The 26,591-nt window shown below is 52.4% G+C and carries 24 protein-coding genes; 5 read left to right on the top strand and 19 right to left on the bottom strand.

What is annotated here, in order from left to right; all coding sequences use genetic code 11:
- Nucleotides 1-54 precede the first annotated feature (54 nt).
- Complete coding sequence (gene ychF, locus J5W02_RS08305) at nucleotides 55-1,149, top strand: redox-regulated ATPase YchF (RefSeq protein ID WP_219965191.1); 1,095 nt, start codon at nucleotides 55-57, stop codon at nucleotides 1,147-1,149.
- A gap of 490 nt (nucleotides 1,150-1,639) precedes the next feature.
- Complete coding sequence (gene rbr, locus J5W02_RS08300; protein WP_255575628.1) at nucleotides 1,640-2,179, top strand: rubrerythrin; 540 nt, start codon at nucleotides 1,640-1,642, stop codon at nucleotides 2,177-2,179.
- A gap of 69 nt (nucleotides 2,180-2,248) precedes the next feature.
- Here rbr and J5W02_RS08295 read toward each other — a convergent pair whose 3' ends face one another.
- The 13 genes from J5W02_RS08295 to yfbR form a co-directional block, all read right to left on the bottom strand.
- A complete protein-coding gene (locus J5W02_RS08295) occupies nucleotides 2,249-2,914 on the bottom strand; it encodes a DUF6179 domain-containing protein (RefSeq protein WP_219965190.1) in 666 nt (221 codons plus the stop codon).
- Nucleotides 2,907-3,416, bottom strand: coding sequence for a DUF6323 family protein (locus J5W02_RS08290; protein WP_219965189.1), 510 nt, complete (start codon nucleotides 3,414-3,416; stop codon nucleotides 2,907-2,909). Before J5W02_RS08290 ends, J5W02_RS08295 begins: the two co-directional genes overlap by 8 nt.
- Nucleotides 3,417-3,668: 252 nt before the next feature.
- The gene (locus J5W02_RS08285) at nucleotides 3,669-4,142 is read right to left on the bottom strand and encodes a DUF2691 family protein (protein WP_219965188.1); all 474 of its coding nucleotides are present in this window, start codon (nucleotides 4,140-4,142) and stop codon (nucleotides 3,669-3,671) included.
- A gap of 349 nt (nucleotides 4,143-4,491) precedes the next feature.
- A complete protein-coding gene (locus J5W02_RS08280; protein ID WP_219965187.1) occupies nucleotides 4,492-5,115 on the bottom strand; it encodes a chloramphenicol acetyltransferase in 624 nt (207 codons plus the stop codon).
- A gap of 17 nt (nucleotides 5,116-5,132) precedes the next feature.
- Complete coding sequence (gene rsmI / locus J5W02_RS08275; protein WP_219965186.1) at nucleotides 5,133-5,963, bottom strand: 16S rRNA (cytidine(1402)-2'-O)-methyltransferase; 831 nt, start codon at nucleotides 5,961-5,963, stop codon at nucleotides 5,133-5,135.
- Nucleotides 5,960-6,715 carry a tRNA1(Val) (adenine(37)-N6)-methyltransferase gene (locus J5W02_RS08270; RefSeq protein WP_219965185.1) on the bottom strand — a complete coding sequence of 252 codons (756 nt, stop codon included), beginning with the start codon at nucleotides 6,713-6,715 and terminating at the stop codon, nucleotides 5,960-5,962. Before J5W02_RS08270 ends, rsmI begins: the two co-directional genes overlap by 4 nt.
- A gap of 119 nt (nucleotides 6,716-6,834) precedes the next feature.
- Entirely contained in the window at nucleotides 6,835-7,005 is a 171-nt protein-coding gene (locus tag J5W02_RS08265; RefSeq protein WP_081928417.1) for a DUF362 domain-containing protein, read from the bottom strand.
- Nucleotides 7,006-7,087: 82 nt separating this feature from the next.
- Nucleotides 7,088-7,957, bottom strand: a complete 870-nt coding sequence (locus tag J5W02_RS08260) for a PSP1 domain-containing protein (protein ID WP_219965184.1) — start codon at nucleotides 7,955-7,957, stop codon at nucleotides 7,088-7,090.
- 28 nt (nucleotides 7,958-7,985) lie between these two features.
- On the bottom strand, nucleotides 7,986-8,858 hold the full coding sequence (locus J5W02_RS08255; protein ID WP_219965183.1) for an ATP-binding protein: 873 nt from the start codon (nucleotides 8,856-8,858) through the stop codon (nucleotides 7,986-7,988).
- Complete coding sequence (locus tag J5W02_RS08250) at nucleotides 8,855-9,178, bottom strand: cyclic-di-AMP receptor (protein WP_219965182.1); 324 nt, start codon at nucleotides 9,176-9,178, stop codon at nucleotides 8,855-8,857. Before J5W02_RS08250 ends, J5W02_RS08255 begins: the two co-directional genes overlap by 4 nt.
- 131 nt (nucleotides 9,179-9,309) lie before the next feature.
- Nucleotides 9,310-10,593: an aminotransferase class I/II-fold pyridoxal phosphate-dependent enzyme gene (locus tag J5W02_RS08245; RefSeq protein ID WP_219965181.1), complete on the bottom strand. Its 1,284-nt coding sequence runs from the start codon at nucleotides 10,591-10,593 to the stop codon at nucleotides 9,310-9,312.
- A 66-nt stretch (nucleotides 10,594-10,659) separates the two neighbouring features.
- Nucleotides 10,660-11,718, bottom strand: coding sequence for an LCP family protein (locus tag J5W02_RS08240; RefSeq protein WP_219965180.1), 1,059 nt, complete (start codon nucleotides 11,716-11,718; stop codon nucleotides 10,660-10,662).
- 111 nt (nucleotides 11,719-11,829) lie between these two features.
- Nucleotides 11,830-12,411: a 5'-deoxynucleotidase gene (gene yfbR, locus J5W02_RS08235; protein ID WP_219965179.1), complete on the bottom strand. Its 582-nt coding sequence runs from the start codon at nucleotides 12,409-12,411 to the stop codon at nucleotides 11,830-11,832.
- Between the two features lie 177 nt (nucleotides 12,412-12,588).
- Between yfbR and J5W02_RS08230 the strand changes: the two genes are divergently transcribed.
- Nucleotides 12,589-15,036, top strand: a complete 2,448-nt coding sequence (locus tag J5W02_RS08230) for a YfhO family protein (protein ID WP_219965305.1) — start codon at nucleotides 12,589-12,591, stop codon at nucleotides 15,034-15,036.
- Between the two features lie 21 nt (nucleotides 15,037-15,057).
- The gene (locus J5W02_RS08225) at nucleotides 15,058-15,999 is read left to right on the top strand and encodes a glycosyltransferase family 2 protein (RefSeq protein WP_219965178.1); all 942 of its coding nucleotides are present in this window, start codon (nucleotides 15,058-15,060) and stop codon (nucleotides 15,997-15,999) included.
- Nucleotides 16,000-16,119: 120 nt separating this feature from the next.
- Here J5W02_RS08225 and J5W02_RS08220 read toward each other — a convergent pair whose 3' ends face one another.
- Nucleotides 16,120-16,368 (bottom strand): Smr/MutS family protein, encoded by a 249-nt coding sequence (locus J5W02_RS08220; RefSeq protein ID WP_219965177.1) that lies wholly within the window; start codon nucleotides 16,366-16,368, stop codon nucleotides 16,120-16,122.
- A 168-nt stretch (nucleotides 16,369-16,536) separates the two neighbouring features.
- Here J5W02_RS08220 and J5W02_RS08215 point away from each other — a divergent pair, with 168 nt between their 5' ends.
- Nucleotides 16,537-17,712, top strand: coding sequence for a hypothetical protein (locus tag J5W02_RS08215; protein ID WP_219965176.1), 1,176 nt, complete (start codon nucleotides 16,537-16,539; stop codon nucleotides 17,710-17,712).
- 331 nt (nucleotides 17,713-18,043) lie between these two features.
- Here J5W02_RS08215 and J5W02_RS08210 read toward each other — a convergent pair whose 3' ends face one another.
- The 5 genes from J5W02_RS08210 to J5W02_RS08190 all read right to left on the bottom strand — a co-directional run bounded on the left by J5W02_RS08210 (nucleotide 18,044) and on the right by J5W02_RS08190 (nucleotide 26,307).
- Nucleotides 18,044-19,168 (bottom strand): peptidylprolyl isomerase, encoded by a 1,125-nt coding sequence (locus J5W02_RS08210; RefSeq protein WP_219965175.1) that lies wholly within the window; start codon nucleotides 19,166-19,168, stop codon nucleotides 18,044-18,046.
- Nucleotides 19,169-19,338: 170 nt separating this feature from the next.
- The gene (gene mfd, locus J5W02_RS08205) at nucleotides 19,339-22,794 is read right to left on the bottom strand and encodes a transcription-repair coupling factor (protein WP_219965174.1); all 3,456 of its coding nucleotides are present in this window, start codon (nucleotides 22,792-22,794) and stop codon (nucleotides 19,339-19,341) included.
- A gap of 82 nt (nucleotides 22,795-22,876) precedes the next feature.
- A complete protein-coding gene (gene pth / locus J5W02_RS08200; protein ID WP_219965173.1) occupies nucleotides 22,877-23,488 on the bottom strand; it encodes an aminoacyl-tRNA hydrolase in 612 nt (203 codons plus the stop codon).
- A 788-nt stretch (nucleotides 23,489-24,276) separates the two neighbouring features.
- Complete coding sequence (locus J5W02_RS08195) at nucleotides 24,277-25,233, bottom strand: ribose-phosphate diphosphokinase (RefSeq protein ID WP_219965172.1); 957 nt, start codon at nucleotides 25,231-25,233, stop codon at nucleotides 24,277-24,279.
- 27 nt (nucleotides 25,234-25,260) lie between these two features.
- On the bottom strand, nucleotides 25,261-26,307 hold the full coding sequence (locus J5W02_RS08190) for a sugar phosphate nucleotidyltransferase (protein ID WP_219965171.1): 1,047 nt from the start codon (nucleotides 26,305-26,307) through the stop codon (nucleotides 25,261-25,263).
- Nucleotides 26,308-26,591 lie beyond the last annotated feature (284 nt).

Genomic DNA, 26,591 nt, shown 5'->3' with positions numbered 1-26,591 from the left:
ATACGAACCTTTATAATAAATCATGAATAATGAAAATAAAGAGGGAATTAAAATATGAAGCTTGGTATTGTTGGACTGCCGAATGTCGGCAAAAGCACCCTTTTCAACGCGATTACAAACGCGGGCGCACAGTCCGCGAACTATCCGTTCTGCACCATTGAACCCAACGTGGGCGTGGTTGCGGTGCCGGACAAACGGCTGGACAAGCTGGCGGAAATGTATAACCCGGAAAAATACACCCCCGCCACCATTGAGTTTATGGACATTGCCGGTCTGGTGCGCGGCGCGAGCAAGGGAGAAGGACTTGGAAATAAATTCCTTGCCAATATCCGTGAGTCGGACGCGATTGTGCATGTGGTGCGCTGCTTTGTCAACGACGACATCATCCATGTGGAGGGAAGCATCGACCCGAAGCGGGATATTGAGACGATCAATCTGGAACTGATTCTCTCTGATATGGAGGTTTTGGACCGACGGATTGACAAAACGCAGAAGATGATTAAGGCCGACAAGAAATATCAGGCGGAATACGATTTCTTTGTGAGGGTCAGGGAAACGCTTGACGCCGGTAAATCCGCGCGCAGCGTGGAGTGCACCGACGAAGAAGCCGAGCTTTTGAGCTCCGTATCCCTTCTGACCAACAAACCGGTGATTTACGCCGCCAATGTCAGCGAGGACGATTTCAAGGGCGGTATTGAAAATAACCCGTATTTTAAAATAGTCAAAGAGATTGCCGACAGCGAACACGCGGGTGTTCTGCCCATCTGCGCGGAAATTGAAGCGGAAATCAGCAATATGGACAAAGACGAAAAGGAACTGTTCCTTTCCGACATGGGTTTGCAGGAATCCGGACTTGACCGCCTCATTAACGAGTGCTACAGCCTGCTGGGGCTGATTTCCTACCTGACGGCGGGACAGCCTGAGGTGCGCGCGTGGACAATCAAAAAGGGAACCAAGGCGCCGCAGGCCGCCGGTAAAATCCACACCGACTTTGAGCGCGGCTTTATACGCGCCGAAGTGGTCGCGTTTGACGACCTGATGGCATGCGGTACCATGGCCGCCGCAAAGGAAAAGGGATTGGTTCGGTCAGAAGGCAAGGAATATGTTATGAAGGACGGAGATATTGTTCTGTTCCGGTTCAACGTCTAATAAACTGAGGCTCGCAGAGACTCCTTCCGTCGCGGACCATGCGGTCAGCAAGCGGACCTGCCGGTCAGGAAGCGCCTACGGCGACGCTCTCAGACAGTTTGCGTGACTGACTCCTTATCCCTCCGTCAATGAAAACCACATCGGTTTTTTGTCGCATAGAGGTACCTTGGGGATACTTGGGGGTGCAGGGGGATTTTATGGAACCCTCCCGCCGGGAATTCAAAATCCCCCTGCGCGTACTTTGCCAACTTTCGGACAAGACCGAAAGTTGGGGCCTGCCCGGCCTGAGTGCAAAGCTGACGATTAACCCTTACTAGCGGCGATGCTTTCAGACAGTTATGATTGACTCCTTCCATCGTGCCGACCGCAGGTCCCATTTTATGGAAGAAATATTGGGTGATTTCTTGCACAGGCACGGTTCATGATGTATAATTGACTCAGGTAGACAAATTCTATTCTATATGGAAATTATCTAAAGGAGGAATTTATCATGGAGTTAAAAGGAAGTAAAACAGAAGCGAATTTAATGGCTGCATTTGCGGGTGAATCCCAGGCGAGAAACAAATATACATTTTACGCATCCAAAGCAAAAAAGGACGGATATGAGCAGATTGCGTCCATCTTTGAAGAAACTGCCAACAACGAGAAAGAACACGCAAAACTGTGGTTTAAATATTTACATGGCGGCGTGGTAGGCCCGACAACGGAAAATCTGGATGACGCGGCAAGCGGCGAGCGCTATGAGTGGACGGAAATGTACAAGGAGTTTGCCGACGTTGCGGAGCAGGAGGGCTTCACCGAGATTGCCCAGACAATGCGCCTGATCGCGACTGTGGAAAAGAGCCACGAGGAACGTTACCGCAAGGTTCTGCAGAATATTAAGGAAGACATCGTGTTCAAAGCCGGGGAAGAGACCGTCTGGGTCTGCCGTAACTGCGGCTATATCCATATTGGAAAGAACGCTCCGGAAAAATGCCCCGCCTGCCAGCACCCGCAATCTTATTTTGAGCGCAGAGCGGTCAACTACTGAGAATGCTATCGGCTTCAGCCGTAATAAGACAGGCCCCGGAACCAAAACGGTTCCGGGGCCTGTCTGCTGTTAAATCGGAATATCGCCGCGCGCCTGTTCCAGGATCAGCTCTTTTATGTTGACCAGCATGTCACGGTAATCTATTCCGTGTTTGACACCGTGGGTCAGCAGCAGGGCACGAATGTAATTTTTGCTGTAACCGGCGCAGAATTCATTTTCTTCAATCAGCTTCAGAAGGTAATTCCGGATATAGAGAATTCCCGTTACGCTCAGATCATCGCTGAAAAGGGGATAGCTGATGTTTGCCATGGTGCTGAGCGCCGTGGTGTTCTGCGCCTGAAACCGGGGGTCGTAACCCTTGAGAAGCAGGTCAATTTCGGAATCGATGGTGTGATTGTAGGCGATTAAATCCGTCTGTACACGGGTGTCCTTTGCTCTTTTCAGGAGCACCTTGCATTCCGCGGCATACTGCCTTACCAGCTCCAATCCGCCGAAAAAAATCTGCTGAAGGGAAAGCGCGCGCAGCGCGGCGTACGGGTCGGGCAGTGTGTTGAGGTAGGCGGTGATGCAGTACAGCATGGATTCATACAGGGACTGCGCTTTTTCCACCTGCACCGAGCTGCTTTCGTAACCGGTGTACCGCAAGACCTCTTCCCCCAGCATGGTCAGCAGGCGGCCCTGCAAGTCCTGAATTTCTTCCGGGGTTAAATACGCGGTAATGGCATTGTTATTCATCCGCATCCTCCCTTTCATCCTCATCCAGCTCGTCCGGTTCCGGGTACATGCTGGTATAGTTTTCTCTGCCGAAACGCAAATTCTCCGCCAGTTTTTCCAGTTCCCGGTTGGAAAGCAGCTCCAGCGAACCGCCGCAGCGGTTTTCAAAGGCATCTTTCATAAAGGAAATCAGCTCGTTGTCTGAAATCAGGTCGAGCGTTTCGTTCTTAAATGCGTAGAACAGGTCGAGCAGCTCCTGCAGAGTAACGGTGTAGTTTTGCTGGGTAATATAAGCGGAGCCGCTGAAGGCCTCTGCCAGCTTGCCAATGGTGGCGCTGCCGATTTCAATCCGCCCGCTTGCGCTGAGCGCTTCGGCTCGCGACTGGATCAGCGCGGTCACATCGGCGGGGGAAAGGGTCAGACCCAGCGGTTCCGTTTTTTGATTCAGACTTAAAATCTGAGCGGCGGCGGTCGGGTCGGAAAACAGGTCGAGAGTAAAGACGGCGGAAAGACGGCTGTCCATTTTAATAGCCCCCTAAAAATTTTTGAAAAACCTATTGACAAACGGAAAAAACAATGCTATACTAAATACAGTAATATGAGAATAGTATATATGTTGGCCAATATTCAGTATACCATTGATTCATAACAGAGTCAATGGCTTTTTTATATTTAAATAAACATCGTTAGAGTGTTAAAGGGAAACTATATGCTTTTTAAGGGAACTCCATTAAGCTCCCTTAATACATTATAAGAAATTTCTTCATTAATACGTTTATTCAATATAATATTTGTGTGCTATTAAATCTTCTTCGCTAATATAATTAATATTTTTATAACTCTTTGATACAGCATACTTATACATATCTGATACTAATTGGCTATCTTTACACCAAAACATAACATATGAACAGTCACATACTGCAAGTGCAATTTGACAATCACTTGCCAAAAACTCTTCATACTGCGATACTTCTTTTATAATTCCATCTTTCGAGAATGCCCTCAAAGTTACAAATACCATATAGTAGGTGTTGTTTTTAGAACTTTCATATAGCCGTTCACCAGATAGGATTCTATCATCATCACTAAATAAGAACTCATTCGTAAATTGATTATCGTGCAGCAGGTGTATTTCATCATTATCAATTAACCATTGGTAAGAATTGATTGGCAAAGGTTGTAAAATATCAGATAGATAATTTCCGTATTCATTTGGTATTTCAAATATTACTCCCATATTTTTCATTTAGTTACCTCCAAACTTATTAATAGGTCTTAAATTTTATATAGGCTATACTATAGATTGCTTCCCTTATCTTAAAATCTCTTAATTTCGTATCAGTATGAGAAGTATGGCACCAATAATACTATTTGTGAAATTAATAAAACCGTTAGTTTTTTGTACGGGTGGCGTTATGACGTCGCCTTATTTTTTCACCTAAATTGAAAGCCGGCGCCGGGAAACACTCCCGGCGCCGGCTTTATCAAAGCTCCCTTTTGCTGAACTCCTCTTACGCATCACCGATGGAACTTACTTAAGAGCAGGAATACGGGAGGGAGCGGAGGCGGGCATAGCCGAAGACTGGGCCATGCATTTAGAAGCTGTCCAAATCGTTTTGCAGCTGTTGCACATATCTTCCGGCGTGAACGCCATCCATCAGCGCATGGTTTGCCTGTATGGAAAAAGGCAGAAGCGTTTTTCCGCCGTCTTTAAAATATTTTCCCCAGGCGATGCGCGGGATGGAGTCGTCCCTGTCCAGCGCAATCGGATGGGTCACCTGCGTAAACGAAATCCACGGGACGCAGGTGAAATAAATTAAATCGTCCCGAATTTCCTGTTCCGGGTCCATAAACGTTTTTTGCGCGGCGGATCTTTGAGACGCTTTTTCGGAGAAGGAGAGAATATCTTCCGTCAGGTCGACCCCCACGCACTTGAACAGGTCACTACCTTTGTCAAGGTCAGTAAAGGACGGATGCACTTTGTCGTGCAGGACCACCTGCTCCCCGCGAATGCGGCAGCGGAATTCCGGAATCCGGTTTGCGGCCTGCGTAGCGGCGAATCCCATCGAGTAGTAGAAGGAAAGCCGGTGTTCCTTTACAAAAGGCAGAAATTTCGTGATGTCCAGATTCATGCTGACATTGAACATCGGATATTCCATTCTGTGAAAATATTCATAGTGCTCTTTTCTGGGCCATGTTTCCATATTGATGTATTCCATATGATTCCCCTCTTCCTTCAATCCTGCTGTAAAATCGCCTTATAAATCAGACCTTTTTTGATGCCGGTTTCGGCGGCGGCCTGTTTGGCGGCGTCCGAGGCGGAAAGTCCGTCTTCCATATATTGTTTTGCAAAGGCAACGCCGTCCTCCAGAGTAAACGGTTCCTGCTCCGGTTTTGGGGCGCCCTCCACCACCAGTACAAATTCGCCCTTGGCTCCGCCGTCGGCGTAACGCGCGGCGGCTTCGGACAGGGTGGTACGAATGACCTCTTCATGGATTTTCGTCAGCTCACGCACCAGCGCGATCCGGCGGTCACCCCACGCCGCGAGCATGTCGCTCAGTGTGGAGGCAAGCTTGTGCGGCGCCTCATAAAAGATCATGGTGCGGGTCTCGTTTTTTACTTCTTCCAGATGTTCGCGGCGGCTTTTCTTGCTGACGCTCAGAAAACCCTCAAATGTAAAGCGTCCGGTCGGCAGCCCGGAAATTGCCAGTGCCGAAACAACCGCGCTGGGTCCCGGTACAACATAAACCGGGATGGAACGCTCCGCGCACTGGGCGACCAAAAGCTCGCCGGGGTCAGAAATGGCGGGCATGCCCGCGTCCGACACCAGCGCGCAGGTTTCGCCCGCTTCGATCCGCGCGCAAATGACATCTCCGCGCTCCCGCTTATTGTGTTCAAAGTAGCTGACCATCGGTTTCTTGATTTCAAAATGATTGAGCAGCTTCAGCGTGACCCGCGTGTCCTCCGCGGCAATAAAGTCGGCCTCCCGCAAAGTTTCCACCGCGCGCGGTGAAAAATCGGAAAGATTTCCAATTGGGGTGCCCACCACCATTAATTTTCCGCTCATGTTTCTGCCGCTCCTTTATTTTGTGCGTATTCGCCGTATATTTTTCTCATTTCTTCGGAATATCCGTTCCCGTCTTCAATCAGCAGGACGGGGTCGATCACCATGCCGGGCTTTCCGCCGCGGGTCGCCTGCAAAAGGAAAAGGGACGGGGCCTTGTCCGCGCGCTGCTGTACCAGCCGTAATCTTTTGGGTTCCAGTCCCGCCGCACGCAGGTCGAGCAGGACGCCGCAAAGGCGCTCCGGGCGCAGGCAGCAGCAGAATCGGCCGCCGAATCGGAGAAGGTACGCCGCGCTCCGGGCAATATCCGCGAAGCTGCAAGCAACCTCGTGCCGCGCCACCCGGCGGGTTTCCTCCGGATTTTGCAGTCCCGCGCCCTCCGCCTTGTACGGCGGATTGCAGGCGATGAGATCGAATCCGTTGGCGGGAAGAGCCTGCCTTTGGCGAATGGTAGTCATGTCGCAGCGGAGCAGCTCGACCGTAGCGGTCAGGCGGTTCAGCTCCACAGAGCGGCGGGCCATTTCACAGGCATCTTCCTGTATTTCAATTCCGTAAATTTTTTTCGGCTTCGACTTGGCGCTCCAAATCAACGGAATTGCGCCGCAGCCCGTTCCGAAATCCGCGCAGATTTCTCCCGTTTTCGGCAGGGAAAACGCGGCAAGCAGAATGGTGTCTGTGCTGAAGCGGTGCGCCTGCGAAACGATCACGGATATTTCCCGCGAAAGCGGTTCGAGGTATTCGTTTGGTAATAGCATACGGTTCCTCAATTATCCTTTATATTTCTTATCTAAAAGCATTGTCAGAATTCATCATTTTATTACATAAGAAAAAAGACGGCGCGCAAAAACGCTCCGCCTTTCGTCTACATGTAAAATTATTCCTGTGCAGGAGCGCCTACGGGGCAAACATCCGCGCAAGCTCCGCATTCTGTGCAAAGATCAGCGTCGATAACGTACTTGCCGTCACCTTCGGAAATTGCGTTTACAGGACAGCCTGCCGCACATGCGCCGCAGGAAATGCAGTCATCACTAATTGCATATGCCATGGGAAAACACCTCCATATCAAATTACAACATAATTCTATCATAAATAACAGAAATTGCAACTGTAATCAGATAAAAAGTAAATTAATCTTTTTCCAGTTTTTTAAGTTCTTCCAGTTCACTGCGGTCAATACTGACCTGTCCGCCCTTAATCAGTTTTACCTGGGACGACTGGAAAGTCTGGGGAGCGGCGTCCGGAGCGGAATCAAGCCGCACCTGCAAAACACCGGTCAGCATATTCAAATCCGTAACGGTTCCCTTGCCGGACGGCGTCATGACGATGGAGTTCACGCTCGGGGTAGAGCGGATTAAGTCAAGATAAGCCTCCTGCTCGTATTTCAGGCAGCACATCAGGCGGCCGCAGGTGCCGGAAATTTTAACCGGATTCAGCGAAAGCCCCTGCTCCTTGGCCATCTTGATGGATACCGGCTGAAACCCGCCCAAAAAAGTGGAGCAGCAGAACGGACGGCCGCAGATGCCGAGGCCGCCGAGCATTTTCGCCTCGTCGCGCACGCCGATCTGGCGCAGCTCGATCCGGGTACGGAAAACAGACGCCAGATCTTTGACCAGCTCGCGGAAGTCCACGCGCCCGTCGGCGGTAAAGTAAAACAGAATTTTCGTGTTGTCAAAGGTGTATTCCACGTCCACAAGCTTCATTTCCAGCTTGTGGGCGGCGATTTTCTTCAGACAGATATTAAAAGCCGTTTTTTCCTTGGCGGCGTTTTCTTCCATCTTTTTTAAGTCATCTTTGGTGGCGACGCGAATCAGCTTTTTCAGCGGCTGAACGATGCCTTCGTCGTTGATCTGACGGTTTTCCATCGCAATTTCGCCGCATTCAATTCCGCGGGCGGTTTCTACGATTACCATGTCGCCCTGCTTCAGGGTGTTCCCGTCCGGGTCAAAATAATATATCTTACCTACATTTTTAAAACGAACGCCAATTACTTCGGCCATGTGAACCTCCAATATAGTAAAATAGGAACTATCTTCCGGCAGCTGCGCGCAGATTGGCGCACAGAGCCGTAACCAGCAGCGCCGCGTTTGCGTTCAGATCCAGCGCGCGCTGCGCCCTTTGTATTTCGGTGAGAAGGGATAAAAGCTTTTCGCGGGTCAGTCCCGCACCGAGTGCCGCCGCCGCTTCCTTTTGACCGGAAAGGCAGGCGCTTCCGCCGGAGCGCAGAACCGCCGCGTCGCGCAGAATCAGCCCGAGCTGGGGCAGAACGGCGCGCAGCTTGTCTTTATCTTTGACCAGATCCGCCGTCAGGAACAGCAGATCCGTTTCGTTTGCGGCGGTGATGGCCGCCGCCAGTTTTTCCAGATACGCAGGATCGACCTCTGTTTGCGCGTAGGTGCCTTCCAGCGAAAAAATCTGCGCGCGCGAACGCACGGTGGGCAGAAGCGCGGAAGCGCTCACTGTTGTCAGCAGGAACAGCACGTTTTCCGGGGGCTCCTCAAAAACCTTCAACAGGGCGTTTTGGGAAACCTCGCTCATATTTTGTACGCCGTAAAGGGTGTAAACCTTGGTCTGCGCTTCATGGGGCCGGATGTACGCGTCCGAGCGGATCCGGCGGATAGCGTCGATGGGAAAGGCGCGCGGATTCGCGTCGCCGTCCAGCGTGAGAATATCGGGATGGGAACCGGCCAGCGCCTTTATGCAGCCGGAACAGCGGCCGCAGGGGCGGGTTTCACCCAAGCAAACGACAGCCTGTGCCAGAGCCGCCGCCAGAGCGTTGCGCTCCCGCACGGGACCTTCCAGTATGATTGCGTGCGCAAGCCGGCCCTCGCCGAACGAGAGCTCCAGCTGCTTGATAATTTCCCCGTTGCCGGGGAATCCGTCAATACAAAGGCTGCTCATACTTTCTCGAATCGATCCACGTTTAAAACAAAGATAGTAGACCCGCCGACGGTAACTTCGACGGGGAACGAGGAATACATGCCGACGTCCATGGTTGTTGTGCTTGGAACAAGCTGGGTGCGGCGGCTGCTCTGCTTTGCAATAATGGAGATGACCTGGTCAACCTTGTCATCCTCAGTACCTACAATGAAGGTGGTATTACCCGCCATTAAAAAACCGCCGGTTGTCGCAAGCTTGGTAACGGAAAAGCCGCCCTTGGTCAGCGCTGCGGAAACCATGCCGCTGTCATCATTGCTTACAATCGCAAGTACCAGTTTCATAATGAATCCCTCCACTTTTATCATTGAACGGAAAGAACGGATTTTTAATCATATTCTTACAGCAATATCCAAAATATTCAGAGAATCTTTCCAATTTGCGTTTCCGTATAATTTGGGTCATTCCTGTTCTATTATTTTAGCACTTTTATTGAAAAAAAGCCATACCCCTTTAAAAAGCGGAGAATATCTTTTGTAATTTCTTCTCCGGGCATGACAACGGGCACGCCGGGCGGGCAGGGACACGCGGCCTGCGCCGCGGTTCGGCCCAGCGCGCTTTCCAGCGGAACCGTCTCTGCCGCGGCAAAAACAGCTTCCCGCAGGCTTGCTCTGACCGGCGGCAGGGACGGAAGCTCCGGCGAACCGGGGAGCGGGGAGCGCACCGGAAGAAGGTCGAGGGCGTCTTCCAGCCGTGTAAAATCGCTTTCCGTGTTGAACGGGGTCGCGATCAGCACCACATGGGCGCCGTCCGCATACTCCGGCTCTACGCCCGCACCCCGGAAAATCTCCGCGGCGGCAGTGCCGGAAAGCCCGATGGAGGCGGTGTTCAGGGTGATGCGCGTGGGGTCTGTTTGACCCTGCGGCACAGATAGGCCATGTTCCTGAGCAATGGTTTTTATGGCTTCGACACGCGCCTGTAAGGCGGCGTATTCGTTTTTATGTGTTTCCAGCCATGCGCGCGCCAGATCGAGGGAAGCCATCACCGGATAGCTGGGGCTGGTGGAGCCAAACAGCGCCATGGCGTCCTTTGCGCCGTCCGCGAACCGGCTGTCCGCAATGTTGAGCCACGCGCCGCCGGTCAGCACATTCAGCGTTTTGTGCGCGGAGCAGGCGGTCATGCTTGCGCCGAGAGCGAGCGGGTGAAGCACGGGGTCGGTAAACATCAGGTGCGTGCCGTGGGCGTTGTCCACCAGAAGGGGGATATCCGCCTTTTTGCAGGCAGAAGCAATCGCGGGGATGTCGAGCAGTTCTCCGTAGTAATTGGGGCTGGTGACATAAACGGCTTCGGCATCCGGATTGTTTTCCACAGCGGAAACAATATCCTGCGGCAGCGCCCAGACCGGCTCGATTCCCAGCAGCGCCATGGCGTTCACCGCGCTGCGGTGCAGCACCCGGGAACAGACAATCTTCCCTCCGTTCGGCGCGGCAAGGCGGAACATAGCTTGAATGCACAGGGTACACCCGCCCGCGGAAATACAGGTGCGCTCCGCGTGGAAAAGCTTTGCCGCCAGACGTTCGGCTTCCAGAATCGGGCCGTCCGCCTCAAACAGGCTGTCGGTGTCCGGCAGCTCCGTAAAGTCCAGCGCAAGCAAATCCTGCGGCAGGGCAAGAGGATTGTTTTTATGGCCCGGCGTATGGAACGGGGCGCGGTTTAAGTCCCTGTGAGTTACAAGGGCGGTATAAAGCGGAGTTGGCATAAACGGTTTCTCCTTTAACGGAAAAACCGCACGGCGTCTGCCGTGCGGTCAGGCCGGTCGGCCTTTTTAATTTCCCTGATAGGTTTTGCTCGGCAGATCATTTTCAAAGATAAAATCTGCAACATTTTTCTCGCATTTATCAAGATCCGGAACCAGCACGTCCGCGGGCGAACCGCCCATCATAATGCGCTGAGAGGTATATTCGTTGTTTGCCGGAATGCGGTTCTGGCTGACCGGATAATTCAGATAAGTCAGCGCGTTTGCCGCCATATTCAGCACTTCATTTTTTGTCATATTGGTGGTTACCAGGGGAAGAATATCGTACAGTGCCTGATTAATCGTGCCGATGCTCGCTGTTTTAAATTTCTCCACAATGCTGGAGAAAACCTTGCGCTGGCGCTCCGTGCGCTCGAAGTCGTCGCCGATGGCGCGGATACGGGAGTAATACAGCGCCTGTTTGCCGCTTAAAAGGAAGGTGCCGGCGGTCAGGTTGCGTCTGGGATCGCCGGAATTCTGATTAATCAGCTTTGCCTCGCCGGAGGTGATGGTCATGGTTACGCCGCCGAGCTTATCCACGATTTTGGAGAAGGACGCGTAATCAATCAGTACAAACCGGTCGATGTCGGTGCCGAAGTTCGCTTCAATCGTGGAAACAGACAGCTGAGGGCCGCCCGTTGAGTACGCTACGTTCAGACGCTGGCTGCCGTGACCCGGAATCGCGACGTACATGTCGCGCATAAAGGAAGTCAGTTTCAGCTTTTTGTGACGGGAGTCGACCGAAACCAGCATCATGCTGTCGCTGCGGCCGGGATCGTTCGGCTGGTAATCGTCCACGCCCATGACCAGAATATTGGTAATGGCGTCGTCATGGTACAGTCCGCCCAAAACGCCCGCTTCGGCGCTGGTATCTCCGCTTGTGGTGCCCTCCTGAAAAATGGGGGCGGTCTCCACTTTGGAGGGAGTGTCTTCCAACGGTACAAAATTGATTCTTCCGAGCATCTGGTCGGCGTAAACGCAGCCGACGCCGGAAACAAGCAGAACGATACTTAAAAATAATATTGAAATATTTCGGATAAGAGCCTTCTTACCTTTGCCAGTATTCGGGCTTTTTTTTGTTTTACTCACAACATCAGTCCTCAATCGACATTTTTTAAAATAATAACCATATTATTATAACCTCTTGTAAAAGAAGAATAATTTTAAATAGGAATTATTTTATGAACAGAATATGGAACTTCAGTCCTGCTCGTCAAGGGTTAGGGCGTAGGAAGGCAGGAACTCCGTTACAAAGCAGTCGGCTTCCGGCAGATGCAGGTCGCTGACTGCCTGGCGCAGGGAGGCTTCCGCCTTGATAAATTCCGAATTTCCCATTCCTTTTTCTTCCATGCACTTGATGACGGCGGAAAGCTTGTCCGCGGCTTTGACAAGCGGCAGAAGCTCCTTGTCACCCTCTTTGCCTGCGGTAAAGACGGATTCGTAGCTCGGCTTCAGATCTTCCGGCAGAAGGCTCAGAAGCTTGTTTTGCGCCACGGTTTCCACTTCCCGGTAAGCGGAGCGGATTTGTGGGTTGAAATATTTGACCGGCGTGGGCAGATCGCCGGTCAGAATCTCGGTCGCGTCGTGGTAGAGCGCAAGCAGAGCCGCACGCTCCGGGCTGACGTGTCCGCCGAAGCGCGTGTTGCGCAGCACGGCCAGCGCGTGGGCGATGACCGCGGTTTCAAAGCTGTGCTCGCTCAGGGTTTCTTTGCGGGTATTGCGCATCAGCCCCCAGCGGCAGATATATTTCATACGCGACAGCATCGCGTAAAAATGGAACATTCTGTGATCCCCTTTCCTTCCCGTCGTTTGTGAACATTGTATTTTTTATTACTAATATAATAACAAAAAGTAAATATTGCAAGAAACAGTCCTGTAATTTTTAATTTCGCTTTGTTCAGACAAAACCCTGTGGTATAATATGTTAATCAGGAATATGGGGGCGACGGTTTGACAAACATGCTGACCCGTACGGGGAAACAGAATTATTATTTAAAAGCCCTGCTCTACGGCATGGGAATATCATTTCTCTTTTTTATCCCTTTTATTATTTTTGACAACGGCTATTTTTTATTTTACGGCGATTTTAATGTGCAGCAGGTTCCGTTTTACCAGATGTGCCACGACGCCATACGGGCGGGCAACATCGGCTGGAGCTGGACAACCGATCTGGGCGCCAATTTCATCGGTTCCTATTCGTTTTACCTGCTGGGCAGCCCGTTTTTCTGGCTGACGATTCCGTTCCCGAGCTGGATGGTGCCGCACCTGATGGGCCCGCTGCTGATTTTGAAATTCGGCTGCGCTTCCCTGACGGGCTTTATTTACTTGAAACGATACGTCAAAAATCCGGATTACGCGGTGATCGGCGGGATGCTGTACGCGTTTTCGGGATTTTCCGTTTACAATATTTTCTTTAATCATTTTCATGAGGCGATCGTCTTTTTTCCGCTGATGCTTTGGGCGCTGGACGAGTACATCTATACCCGGCGGCGCGGGATCTTCGCGGTGACGGTGTTCGCCTGCTGTTTTGTCAATTATTATTTTTTTGTGGGACAGGTTGTTTTCACACTGATTTACGGTTTTACACGGCTTTTGACGGGCAACTGGAAAATCACCCTTCGGGACTTTCTGCTGATTATCTGTGAGGCGGTCATCGGCGTTCTGTGCGCCTCCGTTCTGCTGGTGCCGACCGTTCTGGCGGTCATCCAGAACCCGCGGGTGGACAACCCGCCGGAGGGCTGGAACGCGCTGCTGTACGACTGGAATCAGCGCTATGTCCACATACTGGAATGCTTTTTCTTCCCGCCGGATATCCCGGCGCGGCCGAACTTTACCCCCAAATCGGAAGCGAAATGGGCTTCGCTCGGCGCGTGGCTGCCGCTGTTCAGCATGACCGGGGTCATCGGATTTTTGCGGATGCACAAAGAGCACTGGCTGAAAAAAGTGCTGGGAATTCTGTTTTTGATGGCATTTGTCCCGATTCTGAATTCCGCGTTCCAGCTTTTCAACTCGTCGTATTACGCGCGATGGTTTTATATACTGACCCTGATGATGAGCCTTGCGACGGTGATTTCTCTTGAGCGGGAGTGCATCGACTGGAAGAGCTCAATCAAGTGGACGACCGGGATTACGCTTGGAATCGCGCTGCCCATCGGGCTGATGGTAACCTCTACCCAGCAGGACGGCAAAAAGGTGACTTCCTATGGGTTGGAGGATTACCCCACCCGTTTCTGGACCTATGTGGCCATTGCGCTTTTGAGCCTGACGCTGCTGACAATTATCTTTAAATGGTACCGCCGGGACAAAAAGCTGTTTATCCGCCGCTGTATGGGCGGGGTTGCGCTGATTTCCGTTCTGTACTCGCTGTTCTTTATCGCGCTGGGGAAAACCCAGAGCGACGACGCCCACCGCGAGCTGATTCCGTATTCGCTCAACGGCGGAAAAAACATTCAGCTGCCGGACACCAAAAACTGCCGCGTGGATGTTTACGACGGGATGGACAATCAGGCCATGTACTGGCAGATTCCGACCATTCAGGCGTTCCACAGTATTGTGCCGGGTTCCATCATGGACTTTTACCCGTCCATCGGCGTACAGCGGGACGTCGGTTCCCGCCCGGATGCCAAATATTACGGCCTGCGCGGGCTGACCAGCTGCCGTTGGCTGTTTGATTCGGCCCTGAGCGGAAAGAACTTTGAAGGGGAAGAGGGGGCGTCCAACCCTGTGATGCCCGGCTGGACGTTCTACGCGGCGCAGAACGGGTTTAATATCTATCAGAATGACTATTATATTCCCATGGGGTTCAGCTATGATTCCTATATTACCCGCACGGAGTACGAGCAGATAGACAAGGAAAGCCGCCACCTTCTGCTGCTGAAAACGCTGGTGCTGGAAAACGACGATGCTCAGAAGTACGACGGAATCCTTCCACACAACGACGACTACCAGTCCAGTGAGTTTACCCAGAGCGCCTATTTTGAGGACTGTCTGAAACGCAAGTCGGAGTCCTGTTCCTCGTTTGACCGCGACAACAGCGGATTTACCGCAAAAATCACGGCGGACAGGGAGCGCATGGTGTTTTTCAGCGTTCCGTGGGAAGGCGGATGGAGCGCGCAGGTCAACGGAAAACCGGCGGAAATTGCCAAGGTGAACGTCGGGTTTATGGCGGTGAAGGTGCCGGCCGGGGAGTCGGTCATCCGCTTTGACTATGAGACGCCGGGGCTGAAGCTGGGCGCGGCGGCATCTGCCGGAGGAGCGGCGCTGTTTTTGGTATTTTATCTTGTAACCCGGGCGTACGATAAAAAGAATCCGCGCAAAAGAAAAACCTACCGGATCAAATACGAGGAATACCCGGCGGACAAAAAACCGGAACAGCCGGTTCCCGCTGCGCCGGAAGACGACCAATAAAGAACCGCAATGGAGGAAATTATGCCTACAGTATATTTGGTGATTCCCTGTTATAACGAAGAAGAGGTTTTACCGGAAACGGTGAAACGGCTGACCGTGAAAATGAATTCGATGATAGAGACCGGCCGTGCCGACAAAAAAAGCCGGATGCTGCTGGTGGACGACGGCAGCCGTGACCGCACCTGGGAACTGATTAGCAGGTACAGCGACGAAAACGAACTGGTCAGCGGAATTAAGCTTGCGCACAACCGGGGCCACCAGAACGCGCTTTTGGCGGGGCTGATGACCGCGAAGGACTCCTGCGACTGCGCCATCAGTCTGGACGCCGACCTGCAGGACGACATTGAAGTGATCGACCAGTTTGTGGATAAATTCATCGGCGGCTGCGATGTGGTGTACGGAGTGCGCAACAAGCGCGAAACGGACACGGTCTTTAAGCGCACCACGGCGCAGGGATTTTACAAATTCATGAAGGTGCTTGGGGTGGATGTCGTCTACAACCACGCCGATTACCGCCTGATGAGCCGCCGCGCGTTGGACGCGCTGAGCGAGTATCAAGAGGTCAACCTGTTCCTGCGCGGAATTGTGCCGCTGATCGGCTACCGCAGCGACTATGTGTACTACGACCGGAACGAGCGTTTTGCGGGCGAATCGAAATACCCGCTGAAAAAAATGCTTTCCTTTGCGCTGGACGGCATCACGTCCTTCAGCGTAAAGCCGCTCAAAATGATATCGAATTTAGGCATTATTCTGTCATTTTTAAGTATTATCGGTCTAATTTATGCGCTGGTTTCGTATTTTATGGGCCTTGCGGTCGCGGGCTGGACGGCAATCGTCTGCTCCATCTGGCTGCTCGGGGGCATTCAGCTGCTGTGCCTCGGCGTGGTGGGCGGTTATATCGGCAAGATTTACAGTGAGGTCAAAGCAAGGCCGCGGTTCCGGATTGAAGAATATAAAAAATAAGACGGGTTTAACCGAAAAAGCAAGAATTTTGGGCTGAAATATAGAAGTCAGGGGATTGGCTGGAAATATTACCCGGGAAATTTCAAAAAACACAGGCGGACAGATTTTCCTGTCCGCCTGTTATTTTAGAAGGATGCGTGTTTCCCCGGGGTTCAGGCTGATCAGCTTTGCCGCAATGCGCGGGTGCTTCAGCTGTTTGCGCACCATGTCGCGCAGCACCTGACCGCTGTTGTAGCCGTGGATGACCCGGATTTCCGAAACGGTTTTGTCCGCGCGGGTCAAAAGCTGCTCCAGCCCGCGCTTGGCTTCGCTTGCGGTCATGCCGTGAATATCCACTTCCAGAACGCTGCCGTTTTTCGTCTGACGCATCTTATCACCCACCGCTTTTCGTATAAAAAGTTTTGTTTATCCCCTTACCGAAACGACTTTTCTATATTATAACATCAAACGGAAAAAATGGGAACGCACGGAAAGTCAAAAACAGGATGTACGATTCGGCCCTTTATGCTATAATAAAGAGAACAGGAGGGATCGGGAGTGAAGGTTGTCGATCTGAGAAACGTGTTTGCAAGCTGCAACGATGTTTTAATTGAAATAAGCGATCATTTTATTTACTATGCCGAAGAGAAAAAAGAGGAAGGACACAACAACCTCTTTATACTGGAATATAACCGTGTCACGCGCCGTGAACGGATCATTGCCAACTATTTTCTGAGCAATCCGGCTTTTGTACAGCATTTTTTCAGCTTTCCGGAGGACATCATTGTCGTAATGGAAAGCGGGGAGAGCGAAGCGTGGATTTTACGGATAGACAAGCGCACGGGCGCGGAAAGAAACATGGCTACGCTGAACTTTATCGGCGGGTTTTCGGACTGCACCGCGCTGGACGAAAGCCATCTGATGATCTACACCAAGGAAAACACGAAGCACCGGACACTGTTTGAGGACTATAAAAAGCTGACCGGTTTTGAAAAAGTGGCGTATCTTTACGATATTGACGACGAAACGTACTATTATGTGCGCGATCCGCGCGTCTGTACCGCGAACAGCGCCGGACTCATCGCTTTTGAAGCGGGCGGTCAGAAACAGCTTCTGGTCCTGCAGCCGCACGGCGACGAGGAGGAGAAGGAGCACTGTTACCGGAACATCCGCTGGCTGGGCGACAATATCAACGACAATGTCTGGCTCTGTCCGCTGTTTGATTTTATCGTGGCCGTTAAGACCGGCGAGGAGCGCGCCCCGCTGGAGCTGATTCTGAGCGCGGGAACCTCCGGGCTGGTTCGTTTTGCCGGAATGGACGGCGCAAGCCTGTACTTCCGGGTGAAGCATTTCCCGACCGGCGACCAGAGAATCTGCGCTTACGACAAAATAACGGGGAAAAAGTCGATTGTGGCCGAACTGAATCTGAAAGAGGGAGAGGCCCCCGCAATGTTCAGCATTGACGGCAACGGTACGCGGGTCTATCGGATTACGGAGGAAGAGGACAATGTTCGGGTGGACGGAGTGCTGAATTCTGAAATCCACACGAAGTACAGCAAAGAGCTGGGTGAATTTTTCGCCTGCGTGGACGACCGTTTCATTCTGGCACGCTATATCCTTGCGGATGAAAAAGATTCCTTTGAGTTCAACTCGGTCTTTGACGCACAGACAGGAACTCAGAAAAGCTATGAATGCCGCTGCGCCGTACAGAGCGGCACGGTGGTGCTGTACTGATTGATTTATTCAGGATAGGTGGAGTCAATCTGAAAATCGAGTAACGGTAAACTCACAGATTCCATTGGTTTGCCCTCAGGCCGGGCAGGCCCCTCCTTTCGGTCTTGCCCGAAAGGAGGCAAAGTGCGCGCAGGGGGATTTTGAATTCCCGGCGGGAGGGCTCCATAAAATCCCCCTGCACCCCCTGGGTATCCCCAAAAGGGTTCATCCGATAAGCGATCCAAAAGGTTTTCATTGACGATAAAGACGGTAGAATGGGAATTACTTAATAAAAAAATGAACAAAAGGGCGCAGACAGAAATTTCTGTCTGCGCCCTGATTATTGCTAATTTTATTTGGAAGAAGCGGTGCTTTCTGCGGTGGAAGCCGCTGAAGCCGCCGCTGCGGAAGATACCGCCGCCGCGGAGGAAGTCTTGGTTTCAAACATGGAAGGCTTGTAGGAATCAATCGCCTGCTGGTTCAGGGTGATCTTCGTGTACGCCGCCGCTTCTTTGTCAAGCTCGTCGGAGTACTCCTTGCCCTTCATCTGAGCCAGAATGGCATTGCGGGTGCTTTCAGAGCCCAGCTGCTCAGTGGTCTTTTTCGTGATGTCGTTCTTCATTACGACCAGATAGGTACCGGAGATTTCGGCTGCCTTGACCTCGCCCGCCTTCATGGAAGACAACAGGGAGATAAAGTCGTCCGGAAAACCGGAAGCGCTGTCCAGAATTTCGGTGCCGGACTGAAGCTGTTCCGTAGTCTGTTTGGAAGAAGTTTTAAAAGCGTCGGCCGCCTGCTGCATCGTCATTTTTCCTGCTTTGATGTCCGCCGCGTAATTGTTGAATTCCTTTTCCAGAGCAGCCTGTTCGGCTTTCGTAATCATCACCGTGCTGCCGCTGGCGTCGCTGCTGTAAAGCGGTTTGAGGAAATAAGAAAAATCGGTGTAGTTTTTCTCAAAGTAAGCTTTCAGGTCAGCTTCGGGAACTTCCTTTTTGCCGCCCTTGCCGTAAAGAGCCGTGAACACCTTCTGGTATTTGGTGTAGTAATCCGAATAAGCCAGATTGAAAGAGGCCTTTGAAATACCGTACTTTTCAAGGGTGGAGCTTGCCTGCGCCCACTGGGTGTCCGTGTTGGAGCTGATGGACTTTGTTTCGTCCGCAGTCAGGGAAAGACCGAGCTCCTTCATCTTGTCGTTCATCACAAAAAGCGACTTTGTAGCGTCAAGAGCCTTTTCCTTAATATAGGTGTTCGCGTCCTTGCCGTCGATCTTCTGTTCCAGAAGCGGCTTAGACGTATCGGTTACCATGGTCTGTGCGCTTTGGTAAGCGTTATACAGATTGTAGATATATACTCCGATAGGAGCAGTCAGGCTGTCGTTTTTCATAGCCCAGCTTTTGTCGCTTTTACATGCGGTGATCCCCGCCATCATGGCAACAGCCAGAACCGCGGCAACAACCTTTTTTGTTGTTTTTAACATAACTACCTCCATGCGCTTATGCGCAGCCAAATTTTAATCGATACAAAATTCAGTTTCACCAGATAATTATACTCTTATCCCCGCGGCTTGTCCAGTACGCCGGGTGGGGATTTTGTGAAGGTTGTGTGAAACATCGGTGGAAAAGCATTCGATTTTTGCGCGGTATGACGTTATTGCTGAATCGTGTTGAGAATTTCGGTCAGGGTGTCCAGCGGAGTGGCGCCCGGAAGAATTTTGACACTGATGTATGGTTTCGCCCCGGCGTTCAGCATGACACGGGAACGCATGGCGGAAATCAGCGAACCGACCTGCTTCATATCGATACCGTTTTTATACAGAAGAAGGACGTCGTTCTGCTGCTTGATTTCATAAATGCCAAGCTGGGAGGCAAGATTGCGCAGCAGCGCGACCTCGATCAGGCCGTTTACGCTTTCCGGCGGCTCGCCGAAGCGGTCGATCAGCTCGTCGGTTACGTCCAGCGCGTCCTCGCGGGTACGGATGTCCGCGATGCGGCGGTAAATTTCCAGCCTCTGACTGAGGTTTCCAATGTAGTTTTCCGGAATATGCGCCTGAATCTGCATATCCACAAGGCACTCCTGGTCGTACTCCGGCGGAGCTTCGCCCTTTTCACGGCTGATTGCTTCGGCCAGCAGGTGCAGGTACATGTCGTAGCCGACGGCTTCCATATGACCGTGCTGCTCGCCGCCCAGAATGTTGCCCGCGCCCCGAATTTCAAGGTCGCGCATGGCGATTTTGAATCCGGAGCCGAACTCCGTAAATTCGCGGATGGCGGAGAGCCGCTTCTGTGCGATCTCTGTGAGCACCTTGTTCGGCGTAAAGGTAAGGTAGGCATACGCGCGGCGGCTGGAGCGCCCCACGCGGCCGCGAATCTGATGAAGCTGGGAAAGCCCCATCCGGTCGGCGTTTTCGATGATCAGCGTGTTGGCGTTGGGCACGTCCACGCCGGTTTCTATAATCGTCGTACAGACAAGCACATCGATTTCGTGCTCGATCAGGCGGCGCCAGACCTCGGAAAGCTCCTGCTCGTTCATCTTGCCGTGACCGAAGCCGATGCGCGCTTCCGGAACCTGTGCCTGCAGCCGGGCAGCCGTACGCTCAATGGTCGCAACGTCGTTGTGCAGGTAGTACACCTGCCCGCCGCGCCGCAGCTCGCGCCGGATTGCCTCATTGATGAGGCCGTTGTCGTGTTCCAGCACATAGGTCTGTACGGGATGGCGGTCGTGGGGCGCTTCCTCAATTAGGCTCATGTCGCGGATACCGGACAGCGCCATGTTCAGCGTGCGCGGAATCGGCGTAGCCGAAAGGGTGAGGACGTCCACGTTTTTGCACAGCGCTTTCAGTTTTTCCTTCTGTGCCACGCCGAAACGCTGTTCCTCGTCGATGACGACCAGTCCCAGATCGCGGAATTTTACATCCTTGGAAACAAGGCGGTGCGTACCGACGACCATGTCCACTTCGCCGCGCTTTAAGCGCCGCAGAATTTCCTCCTGCTGCTTCGGTGTGCGGAATCGGGAAAGCAGCTCTATTCTGACCGGGAATCCTTCCATACGCTTGAGGATGGTTTGAAAGTGCTGCCACGCCAGAATCGTGGTGGGTACCAGCATGGCGCACTGCTTGGAATCCGTAATGCACTTGAAAGCGGCGCGCAGAGCAACCTCTGTTTTTCCAAAGCCGACGTCCCCGCACAGAAGCCGATCCATGGGGGCTTCCCGCTCCATATCGTTCTTTATCTCGTCAATACAGCGGAGCTGCGCTTCCGTTTCATCGAACTCAAAGTACGCTTCAAAATCACGCTGCCACTCGTTGTCCTGCGGAAAGGCGTGTCCCTGCGCCTGCATACGTTCGGCGTAAAGCTTCATCAGCTCCTTCGCCATATCCTTGACCGCCGCGCGGACTCTCGCCTTGGCCTTCTGCCACTCCGCGCCGCCCAGACGGTGCAGCTTGACGGTCGCATCCTCACGCGGGCCGATGTATTTGGAAACCATGTCCAATTGGGTGACAGGGACATAGAGGGTGTCGTTTTTAGCGTACCGCAGCTTGATATAATCCTTGACAATGCCGTGCATGTCGAGCTTGTGGATGCCCTCGAACACGCCGATTCCGTGGGACACATGCACCACATAGTCGCCGGGGGTCAGCTCCGCAAGACTGTAAATTTCCTGACTGTTTTTGTTACGCTTGGCCTTTTTGGCGGGCGCGGAAATCAACCGGCCGTGCGTAATCAGACCGAAGAACGCGCCGGGGTATTCCAGTCCGGCGGAAAGCGCTCCGGTGGTGACTACAACGGTACCGCGCTGAACGGTTTCCGGGTTTTCAACGTAACCCGCGGGCAGCCCGGCCGCCTGCAGGTCGGCGACGGTGGTTCGCGCACTTCGCTCGTTTCCGGCAAGCACCACACAGGCCCATTTGGTTGCCAGCATGTTCTGCACGTCTTCGCTCAGCAGCTGGGTGCTGCCGCCCCACACGGAAAGCTGACGGGCGGTCAGCCCGATGAGGGTGCGCACCGGCGTTTCGTAGCTGCCGCGTACAAAGGTGTCCAGATAAATTGCGCCGCGGCGCTCAAACAGATCCAGAACGTACGGCCAGTCCCCGCTGAAGGTGTCCAGCCCGCGGCAGAGAGTGCCCTCGAGCAGTAGGTCTTTCACGTCTTCGCCCCACTGCCAGAGTGTACTGCGCATCCGTTCCTTTGATTTGACCGGTTCGCTGACAAAGAACAGAGTATCCGGGTCCATATAATCAAACAGGGTCGCCGTGGTACCGTACAGCATGGTGATATATTTATCCGCGCACCCGATGCGGACGCCGCTTTCCAGCTTATCCGCCTGTTCCGTCAAAACGGTCTTGGCGGCCGGAGCCGTTTTTCCGCGCAGAGTGGACGCGTGTTTCATGATTTTTTCCGCCAGAAGTCCCGGATTGTCGATCAGGGCTTCCACCGCGGGGGCAATGACAAGCTGCTCCGCGGTTTCCGTGCGGCGCTGAGTTTCCAGATCAAACAGAGAAATGGTGTCGATTTCGTCGCCCCAGAATTCCACGCGCGCCGGATTCGGAGCGTCGGGCGTGAAAATGTCCAGAATGCCGCCGCGCTGAGAAAACTGCCCGGTGCCGTCCACCTGAACGGCGCGTTCGTACCCGCAGGCGGACAGGGCGGAAAGCACCTGTTCCATGGAAACGGAATCGCCCGCTTTCAGCGTAACGGTGCGCTTTTTCAGTTCCTGCGGGGGGATGGTGTACTGCAGAGCCGCGTCCATACAGCAGACCACCGCGTCGCACTCGCCGCCGAGCGTCTGCTCCAGCACCTGCAGGCGCTGATGCTCATACTCGTGGCTGCTTCCCGCCGTGTCGCGGAAATTGAAGTCGCGCACGGGGTAAAACAGCGGCTTCATGCCCATGGAGGAAAGGTCGTCACACAGGCGCTGCGCCTCGTTTTCATCACCGGCAACAACAAAAGCCCTGCGTTTTGTTTTTACGCAGAGCGAGTAGATAATATTTGCTTTATGAATCCCGGAAAGCCCGGTCACTGCCGCCGGCAGCGCAGAGGTTTTGACAGCGGCTTCAAGTTCCTGAAACTCCTTGAGGCCGCTGATTGCATTGGTGAGAAATTTCATGGAATCTCCCTTAATTTGAATGAACGAAAAAATCCGTGCTTATTGTCCATTACTTTTACTGATATTTTATTATATGCGGTCTTTATGAATTATATTTGTTCATCGCCTCGGCGGCGTTGTCCTGCACCATCAGCTCCACGGAGGAGTTGGCGTGGTCAATTGCCTCGTAAAGAGCCTTTTTGTCCGTTTCGGTAAACTTGGAAAGCACCCAGTCCGCCAAATCCCACTGGGGGTTCGGTTTGGCTCCCGTGCCGAGCTTAATGCGCGGGAAACGGTCGCTCCCGCTTAGGTAGATAATATTTTTCATTCCATTCTGTCCGCCGTCGCTGCCCTTCATGCGGATGCGCATGTGGCCCGGCTCCAGAGAAATGTCGTCGAAAAGAACAATCACCTTTTCAGGCGGCAGCTTATAGAAGGACATGGCCTCCGTAACGCTCTGCCCGCTTAAATTCATATAGGTGGAGGGTTTGAGCAGAAGCACCTTTTTTCCGCCGATTACGGCGGTGCCGGTCAGCCCCTTAAAGCGGATGCGGTCTACCTTTGCCCCGGCCTTTTCCGCAATATAGTCAAGCGCCATAAAGCCCGCGTTGTGGCGCGTGCCTTCGTATTTGCCGCCGGGGTTGCCCAGACCGGCGACAATGTATTCGACCGGGCCGACCGGCTCGGCGCTTCTTGCAAAAATGTTTTTAAACATGTTCCGTAACCTCAATCTATAAAACGGCAAACGCCTCAGCCGGACAGCCGGGCATTTCCCATAAATTGCCATAATCTTCTGCAATTTTACAAATTCTATTGCATGAAAAGAAGAAAAGCGCTATAATCGGTTCGTAAGGCACAATAAAAAGTGCAGAGCAGGAACGGGGCGCACCACCGCCCCGCCCCCTGCATACGGAGCCACACTCCATAAGCAACCGAATAATCGGCGCACTGCGGATATTATTATACCGCCTCTTTTTCTTTTTGTACAGAGGCGATTTATACCCGCGGGCACTTGATGACGTTGTATATGGATGCAAAATCCGTGTACGGCGTTTTTTTGTGCCTTGCGGCAGAAAGACCGGCGGCGAGAGTCCCCCTAATGGCTTTTCCCCGCCGGGCTTTGGTCTGCCCTCAGGCCGGGCGGGCCCCTACTTTCGGTCTTGTCCGAAAGTAGGCAAAGTACGCGCAGGGGGATTTTTAATTCCCGGCGGGAGGGTTCCATAAAATCCCCCTGCACCCCCGGGGTATCCCCAAAGAACTTTTATGTGATACGATTCTTTAGTGGTTTTCATTGACGGGGTACGAAAAAGCAGGGTTTGGCTCTCTTACTTCCTACGACAGTGCTTTCATTTAGATTATGATAAAGGAATATGGCGGGATAGACTACTCTACCCCGGACCTGCCGGTCAGGACGCGCCTACGGCGGTGCTTTTATTTAGTTCAGAATAAAGAAATATGGCGGGATGGAAAATCCACCCCACCAGACATTACATTGATTATTTATCAGACAAACATGGGGGAAACAGGTTTGTCTTCGTAAATTCTCTCAATTGCTTCCGCAAAAAGCGGGGCAACGGGAAGAATGGTGAAGTTCTCAAGCTGCTTTTCGGGGGAGAGGGGGATGGTGTCAAGCAGAACGAGTTCCTTGATCGGGCTTGCTTTGATGCGGTCGATGGCCGGGCCGGAAAGAACCGCGTGGGTCGCGCAGGCGTTGACTTCCTTTGCACCTTTTTCCATAATGGCGCTGGCTGCGTTGCAGAGAGTTCCGGCGGTGTCGATCATATCATCGACGAGAATGACCTTCTTGCCTTTTACGTCGCCGATGATGTTCATGACTTCGCACACGTTGGCTTTCTGGCGGCGCTTGTCCACAATGGCGAGCGGGCAGCCGATACGGGCGGCAAAATTGCGCGCGCGGGTTACGGAGCCCAGGTCGGGGGATACGATGACATAATCATCGGTTTCGTCGCCGACACGCTCTTTCAGAAAAGAGGAAAGAATCGGCGCGCCGAGAAGATGATCCACGGGGATGTTGAAGAAGCCCTGAATCTGGGGGGCGTGAAGATCCATGGTCAGTACACGGTCGGCTCCGGCGGTGGTAATCAGGTCGGCGCAGAGCTTTGCCGAAATCGGGTCGCGGGCTTTGGCCTTGCGGTCCTGACGGGCGTAGCCGAAATACGGCATAACGGCGGTGATGCGCGCTGCGGAGGCGCGTTTCATCGCGTCGATCATAATGAGCAGTTCCATCAGGTTGTTGTTGACCGGGGCGCAGGTCGACTGAACGATAAAGCAGTCAGAACCGCGAACCGACTCAAACAGCGAAAGGGAAATTTCACCGTCGCTGAAGGTGGAAACTTCGCTTTTGCCCATCGGAAGGCCCAAACACTCCGAAATCTGTTTTGCTACACGCTGGTTGGCGTTGGCAGCAAAAATTTTGATATCCTTGCCATGAAAGTTCATTTGCATATCCCCCTGTATTCTGTTGTCTCAAACGATATTCTGGTTTATAACCGAAAAAGGCGCAACGGCCTGGTTTGACTTGATAATACTGTTTACACACTGGACGGAATTCAGCTGCACGCCGTCACCCACCCGACTGTCCGATAAAAAAGAATGCGGCCCCACCGTGCAGTTGCAGCCAATGACGGTTGCTCCGCGCAAAATGGTGCCGGGTAAAATGCAGGTATCACTGCCGATGACCACGTCCGGGCCGATCATGACGCCGTCGCGGCACGGAATTTCAATTCCGTTTCGCATGTGGCGGGAAAGAATCTCTTCGCGGGCAATGGAGTTCAGCGCGTTGAGCTGCAGACAGTCGTTCGCGCCCAGTACGGCGTTTGCGTCGCTGGTGGTATGGGCTCCAGCATTTTTACCGCTTTCAATCAGCAGTTTGACCGCGTCGGTCAGATAATATTCACCCTGCGCATTATTGTTGGAAAATTTGGAAAGAATGTCCAGAAGGTCATCAACCCGGAACCAGTATGCGCCGGAATTGATTTCACAAATGGAAAGGGTTGCAAAATCCGCATCCTTGTGCTCCACAATCGCGCTGATAAGGTGAGTTTCCGGGTCGCGCACAATGCGGCCGTACCCGGTCGGATCGTCCAGAACGGCAGAAATGACAGTAACCGCGTTGCCGTTCTCAACGTGGTCTTTCAGCGCTTCTTCGATTACCGATGAATCGACAAACGGCGCGTCTCCATTTAAAATCAGAACATTTTCCCCGCGGTGCATGCGCAGAAAACTTTCGGCCATCATAACAGCGTGGCCGGTCCCTTTGCGCTCGGGCTGAAGAACGTGGGAAACAGCGGCAAAAGGACTGTTTTCATTGACATGGGAAAGGTAGCGCTCGACCTCTTCGTGCATATAGCCGGTGACTACACAGATACCGGAAACCCCCGCGCTGTGCGCGGAATCAATTACCCATTGCAGCATCGGCTTGAAAAGCACCGGTGAAAGTACTTTGGGGCGGTTGGATTTCATCCGTTTCCCGTCGCCTGCGGCAAGAATAATTGCGCAGCATTCTTCTGGCATTTTGTTTCCTCCGTGATGATCTATAACTTAGCATTTAAGCATAAAAATTCATTTTGAATTAACTCTATTATCTCATAAGAATCAGAATTTTCAAGACATAATTCAATATTTGCAGTGGATTTGTGAAAGATACTCTGTTTTTACAAAATTTAATTTAAAATATCAGTTGGTTTTATAAAAAAACATATAGTAATTTCCAGTTGTTTTTGCTATAATACACTTTGAGCGACTATTTACAAAACTACAAATTAATATAGCTCGTAAAAACAATTTATTTTTATAGG

Source organism: Caproiciproducens faecalis (assembly GCF_019448085.1).
In the GTDB taxonomy this organism is placed as follows: Bacteria; Bacillota; Clostridia; order Oscillospirales; family Acutalibacteraceae; genus Caproiciproducens; species Caproiciproducens faecalis.
This window is presented reverse-complemented; position numbering and strand designations above follow the sequence as displayed.